Below are 18,191 nucleotides of genomic sequence, written 5' to 3' on the forward strand. Positions count from 1 at the left end.
GGGGTTTAGCACAGTTGCGGAAGCTAGCCCTTGGCCTGTAGAGGCATCAGTGGCGTATGTAGAAGAGCTTGCACTAGCCTGCGCAAGGGCAGATCCAGATTCAGCATTGAGGTATCAGGCGAAGAAGGATTTCTTGTTCTCTGAACATATTGACCGGGTCAAGCAAGCGCAATCTGGGACAAGATATCCTGACATGAGGAAATGGGCGCATTACACGATACGAGACGCTAGTTCCAAGGAGATAGCAGAAGAGTGTCGCTCGTTTCTTACCGAGTCTAATTTCGCAGTCAAGCAAGCCGATCCTAACGAGCGGGGACTGACATCCGTTAAGGAGCATAGACGTCAGCTAAGGGTCGGATCCGGTCCTTCGTGAAAGTCTGCGATCTTTCACACTTGGCGACCTGCTATGCTGAGCTCAACGGCCGCCTTCGGCCACAAGCGGTCAGTCGAGCCGCTGCGTATTGTCTAACTGGTTTTTGAAAGGCTTGCGATGAGTGGACCACTGCCATTGAAAGAACTACTTGACGAGTGGCATCGGTGGGCCGAATGGGTCTCCTCTGAGGACCGAGATGAAACGAAGAGCGATGACCTTACTGGTTGGTTTGAGTTCAACTGGGTCGTTGAGCACGACCCTGAATTGGCTTGGAACGCAATTATCGAGGCCATTGATCAGCCAAGAATGGAGCGGTATTTAGGCACCTTGGCTGCGGGGCCTCTAGAAGATTTGTTAGACCTACACGGCCCGGCCTTCATCGATCGGATCGAGCGATGTGCTCGGTCGAATACTCGTTTCGCCAGAGTACTTGGAGGCGTGTGGCAGTCTGCAATGCCTGACTCGATTTGGAAGCGCGTGCAGGCTGTACAAATTTGTTGAGCGACCGTCCGCTTTGGGTCGAGAACAGACGCCGGTATAACATCGCCAAGCGATAGCCGCATACCATGCGCACTGATGGTCCGAGTCACACCACACTTGCCGTCAGGCGCCTGCTTGCTCCACCTCGACCGAGGCCCCCACCACGGCCCCGCGCACGCCATTGCGCCCCTCGCGCTTGACCGCATACAGTTGAATATCGGCGGTTTCGATCAGGGCGTCGAACTTGTCCGGCATGGTGTCATGCAGCGTGGGCACGCAGGCGATGCCGAAGCTTGCGGTGGCCGATACGTAAGCGCCGCCGCCGATCGGCGTGGGCGTGTTGGCGAAGGCGTGGCGGATGCGTTCGGCCAGCGATTGCGCTTCGGCCAGCTCGGCCTGCGGCAGCACCACCAGGAATTCCTCGCCGCCGTAGCGGATGACGCTGTCGTCCGTCTCGCGCGCCATCGACTGCAGCAGGCCGGCAAACCCGCTCAGCACCTGGTCGCCGGCCGCATGGCCGTAGCTGTCGTTGATGCGCTTGAAATGGTCGATGTCGCACATGATCACCGACAGGGCGGTGCCATAGCGGCGCGAACGCGCCAGCTCGGCGTCCAGCAGGCCGCTTTGCAGGACGCGGCGGTTGTAGCAGCCGGTCAGGGGGTCGCGGTCGGCCAGCTGCTGCAACAGCATGGAGGAACGGAATTGCTCGCGCTGGGCCAGGTTGAAACGGCTGGCCGCGATATAGCCGAGGGCATTGCCGAGGATGAGCATCAGCACCAGCGCCAGCAGGTCTTCCGGCAGCAGCAGGTCCTGGATCACCAGCATCGCCGCGAATTCCACGCTGGCGCCCACGCCGATCGCCACCGCATACATGAAGCGGTTCGGGAAGTTGACGTAGACCGCCATCAGGATCAGCGCGAACGACATGAGGTTCCAGGCCATCGCACTGGGCTGGTACCAGCACAGCACGGGGAAGACGGCCAGGCCCAGCACCAGGACAGCGCAGGTGGTCCGGATCGAGACGCGCACCGAGTCCGGATTGCGGGTAACGGCGATATAACCGGCCAGCGCGCCGATGCCGACGACCACGCGCAGCGCGACCATGACCCATGCGGTGGCCGTCAGGCCCAGGGTGGTGAGGTCGGTGACGCCGAAGACGATATAGAAGAACGCCGAAAACAGCAGGCTGGCCTTCAGCTGGGCATTCCGTTCCGGCAGGAAGTGGCGGACGAAGCGGTCTTCGAACTCTGGATCCGCAAACTCGGCGCGCCGGCGATCGATGGTCAGGCGAAGTGGTGACAGGTGTGAAGACGGCACAGGAACTTTCGGCAGTTGAAGCCGACTACGCGGCAAATCTGGAAGCGGGCCAGTATCGGCCGCACCATTCTAACTCAAGACCATATTAAAATTGCCATTCAGAAACGAGCTATCGTGCGCGCCGGGCCAATGCGTGGCGCGCGGGCGACGGCGCCCGCCCAGGCCCGCTACGATAGAATTGGCAACAAGGCTGATCGACCGATTCGCCAGGCGCAACAAGGAAAGGAAACGACATGGCGAAGAAAGAAGAACTTGACGAGGAAACCCTGGCATTCATCCACTGGTGCATCGAAGTCGAGAAGTTCCTGGTTGCCGGCGGCGCCACCGTGCAGCAGGCGCAGGAGCATATCGAAGAGCAGGTCGAATGGTTTACCGACCAGTTCTACGACGGGTTGACGCCGGAAGAAGCGGCCAAGGAAGCGCTGGCCTGAGGCGCACGAAGACCGGCGCACCGGCGCAAGCCGGCGGCCGGTTGGCCGAATGGCCTGGGCAGGCAAGGCGGGCCCAGGCCGATGGAGCGCGGTGTCCGGCCGCTCAGGCCGCGGCTTTCTCCAGGTGCGGCAGGGGCTGCGGCACGGCCGCCTGCGGCGCGGCCGGCACGCGCGCCAGGTGCACCGTCTGCGCCGGCAGCGCCAGCCTGACTCCCTGCTCGGCCAGCATCGCCACGATGCGCAAGTAAATCTCCTGCTGCACATCCATGAACACCCGGTAGTCGGCGGTATCGACGAAGTACACCACCTCATAACTGAATGCCGGCGCCGCCATGCCCTTGAAGTGGGCGCGGTCGAAGCGTACCTGCGGCTGCCCCGCGACAATGGCTTCGATCAGGCCGGGCAGGGCGCGCAGGGTAGGCTCGGGCGTCTCGTGGCTCACCTCCAGCCCGAACACCACGCGCCGCGCTTCCATCCGGCGCAGGTTGTGGATGCGGCTCTTGAGCAGGGCGGCGTTCGAGAACACGATCTGCTCGCCGCCCAGGCTGCGCACGCGCGTGGTCTTCAGGCCCACGTGCTCCACCGTGCCCATGGCGTTGTCGACGATGATGAAGTCGCCGGTCACGAAGGGCTTGTCGAGCACGATCGACAGCGATGCGAACAAATCGCCCAGGATGCTTTGCATCGCCAGCGCCACCGCGATGCCGCCGATCCCCAGGCTCGCCACCAGGGTCGTGATGTCGACCCCGAGGTTATCGAGGATCATCAGCACCACCACCGCCCACAGCAACACGCGCAGCAGGAAGCCGATCGCGGCGGACGAGGTGGCGCGGCCCGGATCGTCCGCCTGCTGGGCGCGGGTGGAGGCCAGCCAGCTGCGCAGGCCATGGTCGCCCCAGATCGCGCATTGGACCAGGATGGCGGCGATGGCGGCGCGGCTGATGAAGAGCTGGGCCTTGTCCGGCAGCGTCAGCAGGCTGGCGCCGGCGTACAGGCCGAGGATGGCCAGCACCAACAACCGGGTCGAGGACAGCGCCGCCACCAGCACGCCGCGCGGGCGCGAGGCCCGTTCGGCGGTCCGGCTGCGGATGCGGCGCACCAGGATGGACTTGACGGCGTCCAGGCCCGCCGCCACGGCGACGGCGGCAAGCAAGGCGATCAGCCAGTCGGTCACGGGATTGCCGAGGATGATGTGGTTCATGATGCTCTCTTCAGGTCAGTGGCGCATTGCAGGCGAGGGTGGGAGCGCCCGGCCGCCAGGCGAAAGGGGAAAGACGGGGAGCCGGCCCAGCGCCGGCCAGGCCGCATGCGAACGGGCCGGCCGGGTGTCCGCCTCTAAGTGCATTTGTACAATAGCATTGTAAATCGGCATCGACAACCCGCGTCACGATTGCGCCGTGCGGTGGAGGCGGAAGGGCGGATGTCGAAAAATTGCCGCAGCATGAAAAAAGCTATTGCAAAACTTCAAGCAAGCTTCGTATAATGCGGCTCCCCGGGCGGTTAGTTCAGCTGGTTAGAATACTTGGTCGACATCCAAGGGGTCGCAGGTTCGAATCCTGCACCGCCCACCAGACTTCCATATCGCAAGTTCTCGAAACTTGCAGAGAAAAGACGCAGCGGTGTGTCTCTTCTGTGCCGGGCCAGCAAGGTCCGGATTCCTCGCTCTCTCCACTATGCGAAAAACGCAACAGACCCGGCTACTCGCCTGATTCTTCTGTTGCGCCGTTGTCGTTTGCACGCTATACTAGCCGGCTTCGGTATGGGTCTATCTTTTTTGACCCATATTTTTTAGTAGTTCAACTACCCCCGCCCAATCGTAGGTGGGAATGGAGAAAAAATGAGCCTGGGCCTTCTCGGTCGCAAGGTTGGCATGATGCGTATCTTTACGGATGACGGCGATTCGATCCCTGTCACCGTCCTGGACGTGTCGAACAACCGTGTTGCGCAAGTCAAAACTCCTGAAACTGACGGTTATACCGCTGTTCAGGTCGTCTTCGGTCAGCGTCGCGCTTCCCGCGTGAACAAGGCCGCCGCCGGTCACTACGCCAAAGCTGGCGTCGAAGCCGGTACGATGCTGAAGGAATTCCGCATCGATTCCACCAAAGCCGCCGAACTCAAAGCCGGCGACACCATCAACGCTTCGATGTTCGAAGTGGGCCAGAAAATCGACGTGCAAGGCACCTCGATCGGTAAGGGCTACGCCGGTACCATCAAGCGTCACAACTTCGCCTCGGGTCGCCAGACCCACGGTAACTCGCGTTCGCACAACGTTCCTGGCTCCATCGGTATGGCGCAGGATCCGGGCCGCGTGTTCCCAGGCAAGCGCATGACCGGTCACATGGGCGACGTTACCGTCACCACCCAGAACCTGGAAATCGCCCGCATCGACGCTGAGCGTCAACTGCTGATGGTCAAAGGTGCCGTTCCTGGCGCCAAGAATGGCCAAGTGGTTGTCAAGCCGGCGATCAAAACCAAAGCCAAGAAAGGAGCTTAAATATGGAACTTCAGCTCCTGAATGAGCAAGGTCAAGCTGGCGCAGGCGTTGCAGCTGCCGACACCGTGTTCGGCCGTGAATACAACGAAGCCCTGATTCACCAGATCGTGGTCGCTTACGCCGCCAACGCACGTAGCGGCAACCGCAAGCAGAAAGACCGCGAAGAAGTCAGCCACACCACGAAGAAGCCATGGCGCCAAAAGGGCACCGGCCGCGCTCGTGCTGGTATGTCGTCGTCGCCTCTGTGGCGCGGCGGTGGTCGTATCTTCCCGAACACCCCGGACGAGAACTTCTCGCACAAGGTCAACAAGAAGATGTTCCGTGCAGGTATCTGCTCGATCTTCTCGCAGCTGGCCCGCGAAGGCCGCCTGAACGTGGTTGAGAACCTGTCGATCGAAGCTCCGAAAACCAAGCTGCTGTCGCAAAAGCTGCAGGGCATGGGCCTGGAATCGGTCCTCGTGATCACCGACACCATCGACGAAAACCTGCTGCTCGCCTCGCGCAACCTGCCGAACGTGCTGGTCGTCGAGCCGAAGGCGGCTGACCCGATGTCGCTGGTGTTCTACAAGAAAGTCCTGGTCACCAAAGCTGCTCTGGCCAAGATCGAGGAGATGTACGCATGAGCGCCGCAATCAAATTTAGCGAAGAGCGCCTGATGAAGGTGCTGCTGGCTCCGATCATTTCCGAAAAAGCGACCTTCGTCGCGGAAAAGAACGAGCAGATCGTGTTCAAGGTTCTGCCGGACGCGACCAAGCCAGAAATCAAGGCTGCCGTCGAGCTGCTGTTCAAGGTCGAAGTGGAATCGGTGCAAACCGTGAACCGCGAAGGCAAGCAGAAGCGCTCGGGCCGTTTCAACGGTCGCCGCAACCACACCAAGCGCGCTTTCGTGTGCCTGAAGCCAGGCCAGGAAATCAATTTTGTCGAGGAGGCTAAATAATGGCACTCGTTAAGATGAAGCCAACCTCCCCAGGCCGTCGCGGCATGGTGAAAGTTGTGACCGAAGGCCTGTACAAAGGCCGTCCGTTCGCAGCCCTGGTTGAAAAGAAATCGAAGACCGCCGGCCGTAACAACAACGGTCACATCACCACCCGCCACATCGGCGGTGGCCACAAGCAGCACTACCGCCTGGTTGACTTCAAGCGCAACAAGGACGGCATTCCTGCCAAGGTCGAGCGTATCGAATACGACCCGAACCGTACCGCGCACATCGCTCTGCTGTGCTACGCCGACGGTCACCGTGCGTACATCATCGCCACCAAAGGCATGGCTGTGGGCGACACCGTCATGAACGGCTCGGAAGCGCCGATCAAGGCCGGTAACTGCCTGCCGATCCGCAACATCCCGGTTGGTACCGTGATGAACTGCGTCGAAATGCTGCCGGGTAAAGGCGCACAGATGGCCCGCACCGCCGGCGCCGCTGTGGTCCTGATGGCCCGTGAAGGCACCTACGCCCAGGTTCGCCTGCGTTCGGGCGAAGTGCGCCGCGTGCACATCGAGTGCCGCGCCACCGTGGGTGAAGTCGGCAATGCCGAGCACAGCCTGCGCAAGATCGGTAAAGCCGGTGCGATGCGTTGGCGCGGTGTGCGTCCGACCGTCCGTGGTGTCGTCATGAACCCGATCGACCACCCGCACGGTGGTGGTGAAGGCCGTACGGCAGCAGGTCGCCATCCGGTGTCCCCATGGGGCCAGCAGACCAAGGGCAAGAAGACGCGTTCGAACAAGCGCACTTCGTCGATGATCGTCTCGCGCCGCGGCAAGAAATAAGGGATAAAACATGACTCGTTCATTGAAAAAAGGGCCGTTCATTGACGCCCACCTGGTGAAAAAAGTCGAAGCCGCGCAAGCGACCAAAGACAAGAAGCCAGTCAAAACCTGGTCGCGCCGCTCGACGATCTCTCCTGACTTCATCGGTCTGACGATCGCTGTCCACAACGGCAAGCTGCACGTGCCGGTGTACGTCTCGGAGAACATGGTCGGCCACAAGCTCGGCGAATTCGCGCTGACCCGTACGTTCAAGGGCCACGCCGCTGACAAGAAGGCGAAAAAATAATGGAAACTAAAGCTATCCTCAAAGGCGTGCGCCTGTCGGAACAGAAGGGCCGCCTGGTTGCTGACCTGATCCGTGGCAAGAAAGTTGACGCAGCACTCAACATTCTGCAGTTCAGCCCGAAGAAGGGCGCGACCATCATCAAGAAGGTGCTCGAGTCGGCAATCGCCAACGCCGAGCACAACGATGGCGCGGACATCGACGAGCTGAAGGTCACCCAGATCTACGTCGAAAAGGGCCCGATCCTGAAGCGCTTCACCGCACGTGCGAAGGGCCGCGGCGATCGCATTTCGAAACAATCCTGTCACATCTACGTGACTGTCGGTAACTAAGGGGTCATACGATGGGTCAGAAAATCCACCCAACCGGCTTCCGCCTGGCGGTCACCCGTAACTGGGCATCGCGCTGGTACGCTGGCAACGGCAACTTCGCCGCGATGCTGAAGGAAGACCTGGAAGCGCGCGCTTTCCTGAAAAAGAAGCTGAAGAACGCTTCGGTCGGCCGTATCGTCATCGAGCGTCCTGCCAAGAACGCACGCTTCACGATCTACTCGTCGCGTCCGGGCGTCGTGATCGGCAAGAAAGGCGAAGACATCGAAGTCCTGAAGACTTCGCTGGCGAAGATTATGGGCGTGCCTGTGCACGTCAATATCGAAGAGATCCGCAAGCCGGAAATCGATTCGCAGCTGATCGCCGATTCGATCTCGCAGCAGCTCGAAAAGCGCATCATGTTCCGTCGCGCCATGAAGCGCGCGATGCAGAACGCAATGCGCCTGGGCGCTGTCGGCATCAAGATCATGTCGTCGGGCCGTCTGAACGGCATCGAAATCGCACGTACCGAATGGTACCGCGAAGGCCGTGTGCCTCTGCACACCCTGCGCGCCGATATCGACTACGGCACCAGCGAAGCCTCGACCACCTACGGCATCATCGGCGTCAAGGTCTGGGTCTACAAAGGCGACCGTTCGGTCACCGGCGAAGCCCCAGTCATCGACACCCCGCCGGATGAGAAGAAGCCACGCGGCCCGCGTCGCGACGACGGCAAGCCGTCGCGCGGCCCGCGCCCGGCTGGCGGCGGCCGCCCAACCTCCGCTGCGCCTAGCGTCCGTGCGCGTCCTGCCGTCAAGGCAGCGACCCCGGCTGCTGCGCCAGCTGAGAAAGCAGGAGAATAAGAATGCTGCAACCATCGCGCAGGAAGTATCGTAAAGAGCAGAAAGGCCGTAACACCGGCATTTCGCACACCCGCGGCACCGCGGTCTCGTTCGGCGAATTCGGTCTGAAGGCAGTTGCCCGCGGCCGTATCACCGCACGCCAGATCGAAGCGGCACGTCGTGCGATGACCCGTCACATCAAGCGTGGCGGCCGTATCTGGATCCGTATCTTCCCGGACAAGCCGATTTCGAACAAGCCGGCTGAAGTCCGTATGGGTAACGGTAAGGGTAACCCGGAGTACTACGTCGCTGAAATCCAGCCAGGCAAAGTCCTGTACGAGATGGACGGCGTCGCAGAAGAACTGGCGCGCGAAGCGTTCCGCCTGGCCGCTGCCAAACTGCCGCTGGCAACCACCTTCGTGGTGCGCCAAGTCGGCCAATAACAGGAGTTGAATATGAAAGCATCGGAACTCCGCGGCAAAGACCAGGACGCCCTGCAGAAGGAGCTGAATGAGCTGCTGAAGGCCCAGTTCGGCCTGCGCATGCAGCTGGCTACCCAGCAGCTGGCGAACACCGCGCAGCTCAAGAAAGTACGTCGCGATATCGCGCGTGTGAAGACTGTGATGAACTCGAAGGAAGCCAAATGAACGACACCACTAAAACGGCGCTGAAGCGTACGCTGGTCGGCAAGGTCGTGTCCGACAAAATGGACAAGACGGTGACCGTCCTGATCGAGCGTCACGTGAAGCACCCGCTGTATGGCAAGATCATCGTGCGCTCGAACAAGTACCACGCGCACGACGAGACCAACCAGGTCAAGACCGGCGACACGGTCGAGATCACGGAAGGTCGCCCGATCTCGAAGACGAAGGCCTGGACCGTGACTCGTGTTGTGCAACAAGCACAAGTCATCTAAGCCTTAAAAATTTGTCTTGCGTGGCCCGCTGGTATCTGGGATACTAGCGGGCTTCGTTCATGTGTTGCCGCAGTATGTCCCCGCGATGTCGGCGGCCTGTGTAGCGAAAGTTATTGGAAAGTCCAATCACCCAAACGTCATGCTCCAGCAGGGGCGTGCCGACGGGACCAAGACTGACCGCAGGCCCACGGTTTTCCGTGGGGTTTTCTACGGCTTAAGTTGGGAAAGAAAATACTATGATTCAAACCGAAAGCCGGCTCGAAGTGGCCGACAATACCGGTGCCAAGGAAGTTCTGTGCATCAAGGTGTTGGGCGGCTCGAAACGCCGTTATGCGAGCATTGGCGACATCATCAAGGTCACCGTCAAGGTGGCTGCGCCGCGTGGTCGCGTCAAGAAGGGCGAAATTTACAACGCCGTGGTTGTGCGTACCGCTAAAGGTGTGCGCCGCCAGGACGGTTCCCTGGTCAAGTTCGATGGCAATGCCGCTGTCCTGCTGAACGCCAAGCTGGAGCCGATCGGCACCCGTATCTTCGGACCGGTCACGCGCGAACTGCGTACCGAGAAGTTCATGAAGATCGTGTCGCTGGCACCTGAAGTTCTGTAAGGAGTCGACATGGATAAGATTCGTAAAAACGACGAAGTCATCGTTCTGGCCGGGAAAGACAAGGGCAAGCGTGGCGTCGTTCAGAAGCGTGTAGACGCTGAGCACGTCATCGTTGAAGGTGTCAACGTCGCCAAGAAAGCGACCAAGCCGAACCCGATGACCGGTAACACTGGTGGTATCGTCGACAAGACTATGCCGATTCACGTCTCGAACGTCGCGCTGTTCAACGCAGCGACCGGCAAGGCGGATCGCGTTGGCTTCAAAGATGTGGATGGCAAGAAAGTCCGCGTCTTCAAGTCGAACGGCGAAGTAGTGAAGGGGTAAGAACAATGGCCCGTCTCCAAGCAATTTACAAAGAAAAAGTCGTCGCCGAGCTGACCGAGAAATTCGGTTACAAGTCGGTGATGGAAGTGCCGCGCCTGACCAAGATCACCCTGAACATGGGCCTGTCGGAAGCTGTCGCTGACAAGAAGATCATCGAGCACGCAACCGGCGACCTGACCAAGATCGCTGGCCAGAAGCCGGTCGTCACCAAAGCGCGTAAGGCAATCGCAGGTTTCAAGATCCGCGAAGGCTACCCGATCGGTACGATGGTGACCCTGCGCGGCGCCCGCATGTACGAATTCCTGGACCGTTTCATCACCGTGGCCCTGCCGCGCGTGCGTGACTTCCGTGGTGTCAGCGGCAAATCCTTCGATGGCCGCGGCAACTACAACATCGGCGTCAAAGAGCAAATCATCTTCCCGGAAATCGATTACGACAAGATCGATGCGCTGCGTGGCATGAACATCTCGATCACCACGACCGCTAAGACCGACGAAGAAGCCAAAGCGCTGCTCGCCGCCTTCAAATTCCCGTTCAGGAACTAAGAGCATGGCAAAACTTGCACTGATTAACCGCGAACAGAAGCGTGCAGACCTGGTGGAGAAATTCGCCGCAAAGCGTGCAGCTCTGAAAGCGATCATCAACGACCAGTCGAAGTCGGAAGAAGAGCGTTACGAAGCACGTCTGAAGCTGCAGGCGCTGCCGCGCAACTCGGCCCCGACCCGCCAGCGTAACCGCTGCGCCATCACCGGCCGTCCACGTGGCACTTTCCGTAAATTCGGTCTGGCCCGCACCAAAGTCCGTGAATTCGCCATGAAAGGCGAAATCCCGGGTATCACCAAAGCCAGCTGGTAATAGGAGAATAAGCAATGAGTATGAGCGATCCTATCGCCGATATGCTGACCCGCATTCGCAACGCACAAGTTGTCCAGAAAACCACGGTCGCAATGCCGTCGTCGAAAGTCAAGGTTGCCATTGCCAACGTCCTGAAGGACGAGGGTTACATCGAAGATTTCGCCGTGTCCACCGAAGGTGGCAAGTCGGAACTGAAAATCGGTTTGAAGTATTACACCGGCCGTCCGGTCATCGAGCGCATCGAGCGCGTGTCCCGTCCTGGCCTGCGCGTCTACAAGGGCAAGGATGAAATCCCGTCGGTCATGAATGGCCTGGGCGTGGCAATCGTCTCGACCCCGCAGGGCGTGATGACCGACCGCAAAGCACGTGCTACCGGCGTCGGTGGCGAAGTGCTGTGCTACGTGGCTTAAGGAGTAGACATGTCTCGAGTAGCTAAGATGCCAATCGCCGTCCCGGCAGGTACCGATGTCGCGATCAACGCGTCGTCGATCACCGTCAAGGGCCCGCTCGGCACCCTGACCCAGTCGCTGAACGGCCTGGTCAAAGTGGAAAACAACAACGGCACGCTGACCTTCGACGTGGTGGACGATTCGCGTGAATCGAACGCCATGTCGGGTACCCTGCGCGCCCTGGTCAACAACATGGTTACCGGCGTCACCAAGGGCTTCGAGAAGAAGCTGAACCTGGTGGGCGTGGGCTACAAGGCAGCTGTGCAGGGCAACGCCCTGAACCTGTCGCTGGGCTTCTCGCACCCGGTGCTGCACGCGATGCCGGAAGGCGTCACTGCCGTCACCCCGACCCCGACCGAGATCCTGATCAAGGGTATCGATCGTCAAAAGGTCGGCCAGGTTGCCGCAGAAGTGCGCGCTTACCGCTCGCCTGAGCCTTACAAGGGCAAGGGTGTCCGTTATGCGGACGAAGTGGTGAAGCTTAAAGAAACCAAGAAGAAATAATCGGAGCTGACGATGGACAAGAAACAATCGCGTCTGCGTCGCGGACGTCAAACTCGCATCAAGATCGCCCAGCTGGGCGTGAACCGTCTGTCGGTTCACCGCACCAACCTGCACATCTATGCGAACCTGATCAGCCCGGACGCAAAGGTGCTGGTGTCGGCTTCGACGCTGGAAGCAGAAGTGCGCGCCGAACTGGCTGGCAAGAGCGGTGCAGGCGGCAACGCTGCCGCTGCCGCCCTGGTTGGCAAGCGCGTCGCCGAGAAGGCACTGAAAGCAGGAATCACCGAAGTTGCGTTCGACCGCTCGGGTTTCCGTTACCACGGCCGTGTGAAGGCGCTGGCGGAAGCCGCGCGTGAAGCCGGTCTGAAGTTCTAAGGAAGAATCGTCATGGCAAAAATGCAAGCGAAAATGGCAAGCGACAAGCCGGATGATGGCATGCGCGAGAAAATGATCGCGATCAACCGCGTGACCAAAGTGGTCAAGGGTGGTCGTATCATGGGTTTTGCAGCGCTGACCGTTGTCGGTGACGGCGATGGCCGCATCGGCATGGGCAAAGGCAAGTCGAAGGAAGTTCCTGTCGGCGTGCAAAAAGCGATGGAAGAAGCCCGCCGCAACCTGATCAAGGTGCCCCTCAAGAACGGTACGCTGCACCACACCGTTACCGGTCGTCACGGCGCCTCGCGCGTCATGATGTCGCCGGCCAAGCCGGGTACCGGCGTGATCGCTGGTGGCGCAATGCGCGCTATCTTCGAGGTGATGGGCGTGACCGACGTGGTCGCCAAGTCGACCGGTTCGTCGAACCCGTACAACCTGGTTCGCGCTACCCTCGACGGTCTGTCGAAGATGAGCACTGCTTCCGATATCGCTGCTAAGCGCGGCAAGTCGGTTGAAGATATCCTGGGTTAAGGGGAACAAACATGGCAAACACTGTCAAAGTCAAGCTCGTCAAGGGCCTGATCGGTACCCGTCAGGATCACCGTGCCACCGTGCGCGGCCTGGGTCTGCGTCGTGTCAACTCGGTCTCCGAGCTGCAGGACACCCCGTCCGTGCGTGGCATGATCAACAAAGTCGCGTACCTCGTTAAAGTTGTTTCGTAAGCCGCGGCTTACGTACGGAGAAATCAATGGAACTCAATACCATTCAACCAGCTGACGGCGCCAAGCACGCGAAGCGTCGCGTTGGCCGCGGTATCGGCTCGGGCCTGGGCAAGACTGCCGGCCGCGGTCACAAGGGTCAGAAATCGCGTTCGGGCGGCTTCCACAAAGTCGGCTTCGAAGGCGGTCAGATGCCTCTGCAGCGTCGTCTGCCGAAGCGCGGCTTCAAGTCGCTGAACGCTACGTTCAAGGCTGAAGTGCGTCTGTCGGACCTGAACGCCCTGGCTGTCGGCGATGTCGACATCCTGGTGCTGAAGCAGGCAGGCATCCTGCCGGTCGTGGCACGCGACGTGCGCGTCATCCTGTCCGGCGAGATCACCAAAGCGGTGAACCTCAAGGGCCTGAAGGCGACCGCCGGCGCGAAAGCGGCGATCGAAGCAGCTGGCGGTTCGGTCGCTTAATTGCGACCTGCCTGATCGGAGCAAAAATTGGCGACTAATTCACAACTTGGTAAAAGCGCCGCTTCCGGCTTCCCCTGGGGCCGGCTGTGGTTTTTGCTTGGCGCATTGGTCGTGTACCGCATCGGTGCTCATATCCCGGTTCCCGGGATTGACCCGGTGCAGCTTGCGTCGCTGTTCAAGCAGAACGAAGGCGGCATCCTGGGCATGTTCAACATGTTCTCGGGCGGCTCCCTGTCCCGCTTTACCGTGTTCGCTCTCGGCATCATGCCCTACATTTCGGCTTCGATCATCATGCAGCTCGCATCGATCGTGTCGCCGCAACTGGAGGCGCTGAAGAAGGAAGGTGAAGCCGGCCGCCGCAAGATCACCCAGTACACCCGTTACTTCACGGTGGCACTGGCGCTGTTCCAGGCGTTCGGCATCGCGGTCGCGCTCGAGGCGCAGCCGGGACTCGTGCTCGATCCGGGCATGGGCTTCCGCTTCGTCACGGTGACGACGCTCCTGACCGGCACCATGTTCCTCATGTGGCTGGGCGAGCAGATCACCGAACGCGGTCTTGGCAACGGTATCTCGATCATCATCTTCGCCGGTATCGCAGCAGGTCTGCCGTCGGCCCTGGGCGGTTTGTTCACCCTGGTGTCGAATGGTTCGATCGGCAGCTTCTCCGCGATCCTGATCGTGCTGCTGGTGGCTGGCGTGACCTGGGCTGTCGTGTTCGTCGAACGCGGTCAGCGCAAGATCCTGGTCAACTACGCCAAGCGCCAGGTCGGCAACAAGATCTACGGTGGCCAAACCAGCCACCTGCCCTTGAAGCTGAACATGGCAGGCGTGATCCCGCCGATCTTCGCTTCGTCGATCATCCTGTTTCCAGCAACGATCGTCGACTGGTTCACGCGCGGCAAGGACTCCAGTGGCCCGGTTATCGGGTTCCTGAAGGATCTCGCAGCGTCGATGGCGCCGGGCGAGCCGATCCACGCGTTGCTGTATGCGGTGGCGATCGTGTTCTTCTGCTTCTTCTATACTGCGCTGGTATTCAACAGCAAGGAAACGGCGGACAACTTGAAGAAGAGCGGTGCATTCGTTCCGGGCATCCGTCCGGGCGAGCAGACTGCCCGCTACATCGACAAGATCCTGATGCGCCTGACCCTGGCCGGTGCGGTCTATATCACCCTGGTGTGCCTGGTGCCGGAGTTCATGACTGCCAAGTGGAAGGTTCCTTTCTACTTCGGCGGCACGTCGCTCCTGATCATCGTGGTGGTGACGATGGACTTCATGGCACAAGTGCAGAACTACGTCATGTCGCAGCAATACGATTCACTGCTGCGCAAGGCTAACTTCAAGGGCGGAATTCCGACGCGATAAGCGGGGAGTGCATAGAGCGAATGGCAAAAGACGACGTCATCCAAATGCAGGGGGAGATTCTCGAGAATCTCCCGAACGCGACCTTTCGCGTGAAGCTGGAAAACGGGCACGTGGTGCTGGGGCATATCTCGGGTAAAATGCGGATGAATTACATCCGCATTCTCCCGGGCGACAAGGTAACGGTGGAATTGACCCCGTACGACCTTTCCCGGGCCCGCATTGTGTTCCGCACCAAGTAAAAAAATCATCAAGTAAACGAACCGAAGAGAGTGCAAAATGAAAGTTAACGCTTCAGTCAAGCGGATCTGCCGCAACTGCAAGATCATCAAGCGCAAGGGCGTGGTCCGTGTGATCTGCGTCGAGCCGCGTCACAAGCAGCGTCAAGGTTAATACGAGGAATATCGAATGGCACGTATTGCAGGGGTTAACATCCCAAATCATCAGCACACTGTTATCGGCCTGACGGCGATCTACGGTATTGGCCGTCCGCGTTCGCAGAAGATCTGCGACGCAACCGGTATCGCGACCAACAAAAAGGTCAAGGACCTGGACGATAACGAACTCGAGAAGCTGCGCGACGAAGTTGCGAAGTTTGTCGTGGAAGGCGACCTGCGCCGCGAACTGTCCATGAACATCAAGCGTCTGATGGACCTGGGCTGCTACCGCGGCATGCGTCACCGTAAGGGTCTGCCAGTGCGCGGCCAGCGTACCCGTACCAATGCACGTACCCGCAAAGGTCCGCGCAAGGCCGCACAATCGCTCAAGAAATAATCTAGGAACCTGACCATGGCCAAGCAACAAAGCAGCGCGGCAGCAGCTCGCGTACGCAAGAAAGTCAAGAAGAACGTTGCCGAGGGCATCGCCCACGTGCACGCGTCCTTCAACAACACGATCATCACGATCACCGACCGTCAGGGCAACGCTCTGTCGTGGGCAACCTCCGGCGGCGCCGGCTTCAAGGGCTCGCGCAAATCGACCCCGTTCGCAGCGCAGGTTGCTGCCGAAGCTGCTGGCAAGGTCGCTCAGGAGTCGGGCGTGAAGAACCTGGAAGTGCGTATCAAGGGCCCAGGCCCGGGCCGTGAGTCGGCTGTGCGCGCGCTGAACAACCTGGGCATCAAGATCACCGAGATCCAGGACGTGACCCCGGTTCCGCACAACGGCTGCCGTCCGCCGAAGCGTCGTCGTATCTAATACGACACGCTGGAGCGCTCGCTCCGTTGTGTTGCAAAGATTGCCGGTGCAGTTGCCCGAAATAGGGTATACTGCCCGGCTCTTGTCGCCTGCCATTTCGTTTGGCGGGCGATTTGTTTAAGCCACGTCCGGCCGATTGCGGATCGGACTAGCGCCTGGGTGCACTGCACCGCTGGGGCGTGATCAATTATTCATAAAGGTATCTAACGTGGCACGTTATATCGGACCAAAAGCAAAACTGTCGCGCCGTGAAGGCACTGACCTGTTCCTGAAGAGCGCACGCCGCTCGCTCGATTCGAAGTGCAAACTGGACATCAAGCCAGGCCAGCACGGCGTCAAGTCGGGTGCCCGCACCTCGGACTACGGCAACCAGCTGCGTGAAAAGCAGAAGGTCAAGCGCATGTACGGCATCCTGGAACGCCAGTTCCGCCGCTACTTCGCCGAAGCGTCGCGCCGCAAGGGCAACACCGGCGAAACCCTGCTGAAGCTGCTGGAGGCGCGTCTCGACAACGTCGCTTACCGCATGGGCTTCGGCTCGACCCGCGCCGAAGCGCGTCAGCTGGTGAGCCACAAGGCCTTCACCGTGAACGGCAACGTCGTGAACATCGCTTCGTACCAGGTCAAGACCGGCGACGTCGTCGCTGTGCGCGAAAAGGCCAAGAAGCAGACCCGTATCCAGGAAGCCCTGTCGCTGGCTGAACAAGTCGGCATGCCGAGCTGGGTGTCGGTCGACAGCAAGAAGATGGAAGGCACCTTCCGTTCGTTCCCGGAACGTAACGAGATCGCTGCTGACGTCAACGAAGCGCTGATCGTCGAACTGTACTCGCGTTAATTGACATTTTGGGTGGCGCGAGCCGCCCACAATGTCATCCCCGCGAAGGCGGGGACCCAAGTTTGCTGGCTTAGCTACGAACTTGGGTTCCCGCCTTTGCGGGAACGACGGGCGTGGTGGTGCGGCCGCAGCAACCTAGGGTTGGCGCCGCAACGAGTCCTGAACTTACACCATTCCCATCGCAATCCGAATCCGTATCACCGCCTGCCACCCGCAGGCGTTCTCATTAATGCCATCAGCCTTATCGGTGTAACGAGCCGAGGGTATTGAAAAGGACATTTCATGCAAAATAGTCTGTTGAAGCCACGTATCATCGATGTCGAAGCACTGGGCGCCGGTCACGCAAAAGTCGTGATGGAGCCGTTCGAGCGTGGCTATGGTCACACCCTGGGCAACGCGCTGCGCCGCGTCCTGCTGTCGTCGATGGTCGGCTATGCCCCGACCGAAGTGACGATCGCCGGCGTCGTGCACGAGTACTCGTCGCTGGACGGCGTGCAGGAAGACGTGGTCGACCTGCTGCTGAACCTGAAGGGCGTCGTGTTCAAGGTGCACAACCGTGATTCCGTCACCCTGACCCTGAAGAAGGAAGGCGAAGGCGCCGTCCTGGCATCGGACATCGACCTGCCGCATGACGTGGAACTGATCAACCCGGATCACGTCATCGCTCACCTGACCGCCGGCGGCAAGCTGGACATGCAGATCAAGGTCGAGAAGGGCCGCGGCTATGTGCCTGGCAACGTGCGCCGCCTGTCGGAAGACACCAACAAGACCATCGGCCGCATCATCCTGGACGCTTCGTTCTCGCCGGTGCGCCGCGTGTCCTACGCCGTCGAATCGGCCCGTGTCGAGCAGCGTACCGACCTGGACAAGCTGATCATCAACATCGAAACCAACGGCGTGATCACCCCGGAAGAAGCGATCCGCCAGTCGGCACGCGTCCTGGTGGACCAGCTGAACGTGTTCGCCGCCCTGGAAGGTACCGAAGCCGCCGCCGAAGCACCGTCGCGTGCTCCGCTGGTCGATCCGATCCTGCTGCGTCCGGTGGACGACCTGGAGCTGACCGTCCGTTCGGCGAACTGCCTGAAGGCCGAGAACATCTACTACATCGGCGACCTGATCCAGCGTTCGGAAAACGAACTGCTGAAGACCCCGAACCTGGGCCGCAAGTCGCTCAACGAAATCAAGGAAGTCCTCGCATCGCGCGGCCTGACCCTGGGCATGAAACTCGAAAACTGGCCGCCGGCTGGCCTCGAGAAGTAATTCCGTCGTTTTGCTGTACCCCGCCTGGACGCTTTGTCCGGGCGGT

At 60.1% G+C, this 18,191-nt stretch carries 31 protein-coding genes and 1 tRNA gene; 30 read left to right on the plus strand and 2 right to left on the minus strand.

The window, feature by feature from the left end:
- Window positions 1-490 precede the first annotated feature (490 nt).
- A complete protein-coding gene (locus tag V7778_RS25170) occupies window positions 491-874 on the plus strand; it encodes a DUF6869 domain-containing protein (RefSeq protein ID WP_442920728.1) in 384 nt (127 codons plus the stop codon).
- Between the two features lie 102 nt (window positions 875-976).
- On the opposite strand, the gene V7778_RS15065 is transcribed toward V7778_RS25170, so the two are convergent.
- Window positions 977-2,170, minus strand: coding sequence for a GGDEF domain-containing protein (locus V7778_RS15065; protein ID WP_335556587.1), 1,194 nt, complete (start codon window positions 2,168-2,170; stop codon window positions 977-979).
- 233 nt (window positions 2,171-2,403) lie between these two features.
- Between V7778_RS15065 and V7778_RS15070 the strand changes: the two genes are divergently transcribed.
- A complete protein-coding gene (locus V7778_RS15070; RefSeq protein ID WP_335556589.1) occupies window positions 2,404-2,601 on the plus strand; it encodes a hypothetical protein in 198 nt (65 codons plus the stop codon).
- Window positions 2,602-2,704: 103 nt separating this feature from the next.
- Here the strand turns inward: V7778_RS15070 and V7778_RS15075 are convergent, their stop codons facing one another.
- A complete protein-coding gene (locus tag V7778_RS15075) occupies window positions 2,705-3,802 on the minus strand; it encodes a mechanosensitive ion channel family protein (protein ID WP_335556591.1) in 1,098 nt (365 codons plus the stop codon).
- 293 nt (window positions 3,803-4,095) lie between these two features.
- On the opposite strand from V7778_RS15075, the gene V7778_RS15080 reads away from it, so the two are divergent.
- From V7778_RS15080 to V7778_RS15215, 28 genes are all read left to right on the plus strand, one after another.
- Window positions 4,096-4,172: transfer RNA gene (locus tag V7778_RS15080), tRNA-Val, on the plus strand.
- Between the two features lie 266 nt (window positions 4,173-4,438).
- Entirely contained in the window at window positions 4,439-5,095 is a 657-nt protein-coding gene (gene rplC, locus V7778_RS15085; RefSeq protein ID WP_335556593.1) for a 50S ribosomal protein L3, read from the plus strand.
- A 2-nt stretch (window positions 5,096-5,097) separates the two neighbouring features.
- Complete coding sequence (rplD, locus tag V7778_RS15090) at window positions 5,098-5,718, plus strand: 50S ribosomal protein L4 (RefSeq protein WP_211519069.1); 621 nt, start codon at window positions 5,098-5,100, stop codon at window positions 5,716-5,718.
- Window positions 5,715-6,032, plus strand: a complete 318-nt coding sequence (gene rplW, locus V7778_RS15095; RefSeq protein WP_211519068.1) for a 50S ribosomal protein L23 — start codon at window positions 5,715-5,717, stop codon at window positions 6,030-6,032. Before rplD ends, rplW begins: the two co-directional genes overlap by 4 nt.
- Window positions 6,032-6,859 (plus strand): 50S ribosomal protein L2, encoded by an 828-nt coding sequence (gene rplB / locus V7778_RS15100; RefSeq protein ID WP_211519067.1) that lies wholly within the window; start codon window positions 6,032-6,034, stop codon window positions 6,857-6,859. The genes rplW and rplB overlap by 1 nt, the downstream gene beginning before the upstream one ends.
- A gap of 10 nt (window positions 6,860-6,869) precedes the next feature.
- On the plus strand, window positions 6,870-7,145 hold the full coding sequence (gene rpsS / locus V7778_RS15105; protein WP_335556596.1) for a 30S ribosomal protein S19: 276 nt from the start codon (window positions 6,870-6,872) through the stop codon (window positions 7,143-7,145).
- Entirely contained in the window at window positions 7,142-7,474 is a 333-nt protein-coding gene (rplV, locus tag V7778_RS15110; RefSeq protein WP_174348348.1) for a 50S ribosomal protein L22, read from the plus strand. Before rpsS ends, rplV begins: the two co-directional genes overlap by 4 nt.
- A gap of 11 nt (window positions 7,475-7,485) precedes the next feature.
- Window positions 7,486-8,313, plus strand: coding sequence for a 30S ribosomal protein S3 (rpsC, locus tag V7778_RS15115; protein WP_335556598.1), 828 nt, complete (start codon window positions 7,486-7,488; stop codon window positions 8,311-8,313).
- A 2-nt stretch (window positions 8,314-8,315) separates the two neighbouring features.
- The gene (rplP, locus tag V7778_RS15120) at window positions 8,316-8,735 is read left to right on the plus strand and encodes a 50S ribosomal protein L16 (protein WP_005663456.1); all 420 of its coding nucleotides are present in this window, start codon (window positions 8,316-8,318) and stop codon (window positions 8,733-8,735) included.
- A 12-nt stretch (window positions 8,736-8,747) separates the two neighbouring features.
- Complete coding sequence (gene rpmC, locus V7778_RS15125; protein WP_211519065.1) at window positions 8,748-8,939, plus strand: 50S ribosomal protein L29; 192 nt, start codon at window positions 8,748-8,750, stop codon at window positions 8,937-8,939.
- The gene (gene rpsQ, locus V7778_RS15130) at window positions 8,936-9,208 is read left to right on the plus strand and encodes a 30S ribosomal protein S17 (RefSeq protein ID WP_027867253.1); all 273 of its coding nucleotides are present in this window, start codon (window positions 8,936-8,938) and stop codon (window positions 9,206-9,208) included. Before rpmC ends, rpsQ begins: the two co-directional genes overlap by 4 nt.
- Before the next feature lie 236 nt (window positions 9,209-9,444).
- The gene (gene rplN, locus V7778_RS15135) at window positions 9,445-9,813 is read left to right on the plus strand and encodes a 50S ribosomal protein L14 (protein ID WP_005663451.1); all 369 of its coding nucleotides are present in this window, start codon (window positions 9,445-9,447) and stop codon (window positions 9,811-9,813) included.
- Between the two features lie 9 nt (window positions 9,814-9,822).
- Window positions 9,823-10,137, plus strand: a complete 315-nt coding sequence (rplX, locus tag V7778_RS15140) for a 50S ribosomal protein L24 (protein ID WP_211519063.1) — start codon at window positions 9,823-9,825, stop codon at window positions 10,135-10,137.
- Window positions 10,138-10,142: 5 nt separating this feature from the next.
- Window positions 10,143-10,682, plus strand: coding sequence for a 50S ribosomal protein L5 (gene rplE / locus V7778_RS15145; RefSeq protein WP_211519062.1), 540 nt, complete (start codon window positions 10,143-10,145; stop codon window positions 10,680-10,682).
- Between the two features lie 4 nt (window positions 10,683-10,686).
- A complete protein-coding gene (gene rpsN, locus V7778_RS15150; protein WP_211519061.1) occupies window positions 10,687-10,992 on the plus strand; it encodes a 30S ribosomal protein S14 in 306 nt (101 codons plus the stop codon).
- 14 nt (window positions 10,993-11,006) lie between these two features.
- A complete protein-coding gene (gene rpsH / locus V7778_RS15155) occupies window positions 11,007-11,402 on the plus strand; it encodes a 30S ribosomal protein S8 (RefSeq protein ID WP_335556614.1) in 396 nt (131 codons plus the stop codon).
- Between the two features lie 9 nt (window positions 11,403-11,411).
- Window positions 11,412-11,945, plus strand: a complete 534-nt coding sequence (gene rplF, locus V7778_RS15160) for a 50S ribosomal protein L6 (protein WP_335556616.1) — start codon at window positions 11,412-11,414, stop codon at window positions 11,943-11,945.
- 12 nt (window positions 11,946-11,957) lie between these two features.
- Complete coding sequence (rplR, locus tag V7778_RS15165; protein WP_335556618.1) at window positions 11,958-12,320, plus strand: 50S ribosomal protein L18; 363 nt, start codon at window positions 11,958-11,960, stop codon at window positions 12,318-12,320.
- 12 nt (window positions 12,321-12,332) lie between these two features.
- A complete protein-coding gene (gene rpsE / locus V7778_RS15170) occupies window positions 12,333-12,851 on the plus strand; it encodes a 30S ribosomal protein S5 (protein ID WP_036208946.1) in 519 nt (172 codons plus the stop codon).
- A gap of 11 nt (window positions 12,852-12,862) precedes the next feature.
- On the plus strand, window positions 12,863-13,042 hold the full coding sequence (gene rpmD, locus V7778_RS15175) for a 50S ribosomal protein L30 (protein ID WP_036246278.1): 180 nt from the start codon (window positions 12,863-12,865) through the stop codon (window positions 13,040-13,042).
- Window positions 13,043-13,068: 26 nt separating this feature from the next.
- A complete protein-coding gene (gene rplO, locus V7778_RS15180; RefSeq protein WP_312550077.1) occupies window positions 13,069-13,500 on the plus strand; it encodes a 50S ribosomal protein L15 in 432 nt (143 codons plus the stop codon).
- A 27-nt stretch (window positions 13,501-13,527) separates the two neighbouring features.
- Entirely contained in the window at window positions 13,528-14,862 is a 1,335-nt protein-coding gene (gene secY / locus V7778_RS15185) for a preprotein translocase subunit SecY (protein ID WP_335556627.1), read from the plus strand.
- Window positions 14,863-14,882: 20 nt separating this feature from the next.
- Window positions 14,883-15,101 (plus strand): translation initiation factor IF-1, encoded by a 219-nt coding sequence (gene infA, locus V7778_RS15190; RefSeq protein ID WP_005663428.1) that lies wholly within the window; start codon window positions 14,883-14,885, stop codon window positions 15,099-15,101.
- A gap of 37 nt (window positions 15,102-15,138) precedes the next feature.
- Complete coding sequence (gene rpmJ / locus V7778_RS15195) at window positions 15,139-15,252, plus strand: 50S ribosomal protein L36 (RefSeq protein WP_005663407.1); 114 nt, start codon at window positions 15,139-15,141, stop codon at window positions 15,250-15,252.
- A gap of 15 nt (window positions 15,253-15,267) precedes the next feature.
- Window positions 15,268-15,633, plus strand: coding sequence for a 30S ribosomal protein S13 (gene rpsM, locus V7778_RS15200; protein WP_036208931.1), 366 nt, complete (start codon window positions 15,268-15,270; stop codon window positions 15,631-15,633).
- Between the two features lie 15 nt (window positions 15,634-15,648).
- The gene (gene rpsK, locus V7778_RS15205) at window positions 15,649-16,053 is read left to right on the plus strand and encodes a 30S ribosomal protein S11 (protein ID WP_005663404.1); all 405 of its coding nucleotides are present in this window, start codon (window positions 15,649-15,651) and stop codon (window positions 16,051-16,053) included.
- 208 nt (window positions 16,054-16,261) lie between these two features.
- Entirely contained in the window at window positions 16,262-16,885 is a 624-nt protein-coding gene (gene rpsD / locus V7778_RS15210) for a 30S ribosomal protein S4 (protein ID WP_335556761.1), read from the plus strand.
- Window positions 16,886-17,167: 282 nt separating this feature from the next.
- Entirely contained in the window at window positions 17,168-18,145 is a 978-nt protein-coding gene (locus V7778_RS15215; RefSeq protein ID WP_005663401.1) for a DNA-directed RNA polymerase subunit alpha, read from the plus strand.
- The last annotated feature ends 46 nt before the right edge of the window (window positions 18,146-18,191 follow it).

It is taken from the genome of Massilia sp. DD77 (assembly GCF_036961685.1).
GTDB lineage: Bacteria > Pseudomonadota > Gammaproteobacteria > Burkholderiales > Burkholderiaceae_D > Telluria.

Excerpts from the sequence above, each read along its gene's own strand:
- V7778_RS25170 (WP_442920728.1), top strand. The coding sequence starts at position 491 with ATGAGTGGACCACTGCCATTGAAAGAACTACTTGACGAGTGGCATCGG.
- V7778_RS15070 (WP_335556589.1), top strand. The coding sequence starts at position 2,404 with ATGGCGAAGAAAGAAGAACTTGACGAGGAAACCCTGGCATTCATCCAC.
- V7778_RS15075 (WP_335556591.1), bottom strand. The coding sequence starts at position 3,802 with ATGAACCACATCATCCTCGGCAATCCCGTGACCGACTGGCTGATCGCC.
- rplC (WP_335556593.1), top strand. The coding sequence starts at position 4,439 with ATGAGCCTGGGCCTTCTCGGTCGCAAGGTTGGCATGATGCGTATCTTT.
- rplD (WP_211519069.1), top strand. The coding sequence starts at position 5,098 with ATGGAACTTCAGCTCCTGAATGAGCAAGGTCAAGCTGGCGCAGGCGTT.
- rplW (WP_211519068.1), top strand. The coding sequence starts at position 5,715 with ATGAGCGCCGCAATCAAATTTAGCGAAGAGCGCCTGATGAAGGTGCTG.
- rplB (WP_211519067.1), top strand. The coding sequence starts at position 6,032 with ATGGCACTCGTTAAGATGAAGCCAACCTCCCCAGGCCGTCGCGGCATG.
- rpsS (WP_335556596.1), top strand. The coding sequence starts at position 6,870 with ATGACTCGTTCATTGAAAAAAGGGCCGTTCATTGACGCCCACCTGGTG.
- rpsC (WP_335556598.1), top strand. The coding sequence starts at position 7,486 with ATGGGTCAGAAAATCCACCCAACCGGCTTCCGCCTGGCGGTCACCCGT.
- rplP (WP_005663456.1), top strand. The coding sequence starts at position 8,316 with ATGCTGCAACCATCGCGCAGGAAGTATCGTAAAGAGCAGAAAGGCCGT.
- rpmC (WP_211519065.1), top strand. The coding sequence starts at position 8,748 with ATGAAAGCATCGGAACTCCGCGGCAAAGACCAGGACGCCCTGCAGAAG.
- rpsQ (WP_027867253.1), top strand. The coding sequence starts at position 8,936 with ATGAACGACACCACTAAAACGGCGCTGAAGCGTACGCTGGTCGGCAAG.
- rplN (WP_005663451.1), top strand. The coding sequence starts at position 9,445 with ATGATTCAAACCGAAAGCCGGCTCGAAGTGGCCGACAATACCGGTGCC.
- rplX (WP_211519063.1), top strand. The coding sequence starts at position 9,823 with ATGGATAAGATTCGTAAAAACGACGAAGTCATCGTTCTGGCCGGGAAA.
- rplE (WP_211519062.1), top strand. The coding sequence starts at position 10,143 with ATGGCCCGTCTCCAAGCAATTTACAAAGAAAAAGTCGTCGCCGAGCTG.
- rpsN (WP_211519061.1), top strand. The coding sequence starts at position 10,687 with ATGGCAAAACTTGCACTGATTAACCGCGAACAGAAGCGTGCAGACCTG.
- rpsH (WP_335556614.1), top strand. The coding sequence starts at position 11,007 with ATGAGTATGAGCGATCCTATCGCCGATATGCTGACCCGCATTCGCAAC.
- rplF (WP_335556616.1), top strand. The coding sequence starts at position 11,412 with ATGTCTCGAGTAGCTAAGATGCCAATCGCCGTCCCGGCAGGTACCGAT.
- rplR (WP_335556618.1), top strand. The coding sequence starts at position 11,958 with ATGGACAAGAAACAATCGCGTCTGCGTCGCGGACGTCAAACTCGCATC.
- rpsE (WP_036208946.1), top strand. The coding sequence starts at position 12,333 with ATGGCAAAAATGCAAGCGAAAATGGCAAGCGACAAGCCGGATGATGGC.
- rpmD (WP_036246278.1), top strand. The coding sequence starts at position 12,863 with ATGGCAAACACTGTCAAAGTCAAGCTCGTCAAGGGCCTGATCGGTACC.
- rplO (WP_312550077.1), top strand. The coding sequence starts at position 13,069 with ATGGAACTCAATACCATTCAACCAGCTGACGGCGCCAAGCACGCGAAG.
- infA (WP_005663428.1), top strand. The coding sequence starts at position 14,883 with ATGGCAAAAGACGACGTCATCCAAATGCAGGGGGAGATTCTCGAGAAT.
- rpmJ (WP_005663407.1), top strand. The coding sequence starts at position 15,139 with ATGAAAGTTAACGCTTCAGTCAAGCGGATCTGCCGCAACTGCAAGATC.
- rpsM (WP_036208931.1), top strand. The coding sequence starts at position 15,268 with ATGGCACGTATTGCAGGGGTTAACATCCCAAATCATCAGCACACTGTT.
- rpsK (WP_005663404.1), top strand. The coding sequence starts at position 15,649 with ATGGCCAAGCAACAAAGCAGCGCGGCAGCAGCTCGCGTACGCAAGAAA.
- V7778_RS15215 (WP_005663401.1), top strand. The coding sequence starts at position 17,168 with ATGCAAAATAGTCTGTTGAAGCCACGTATCATCGATGTCGAAGCACTG.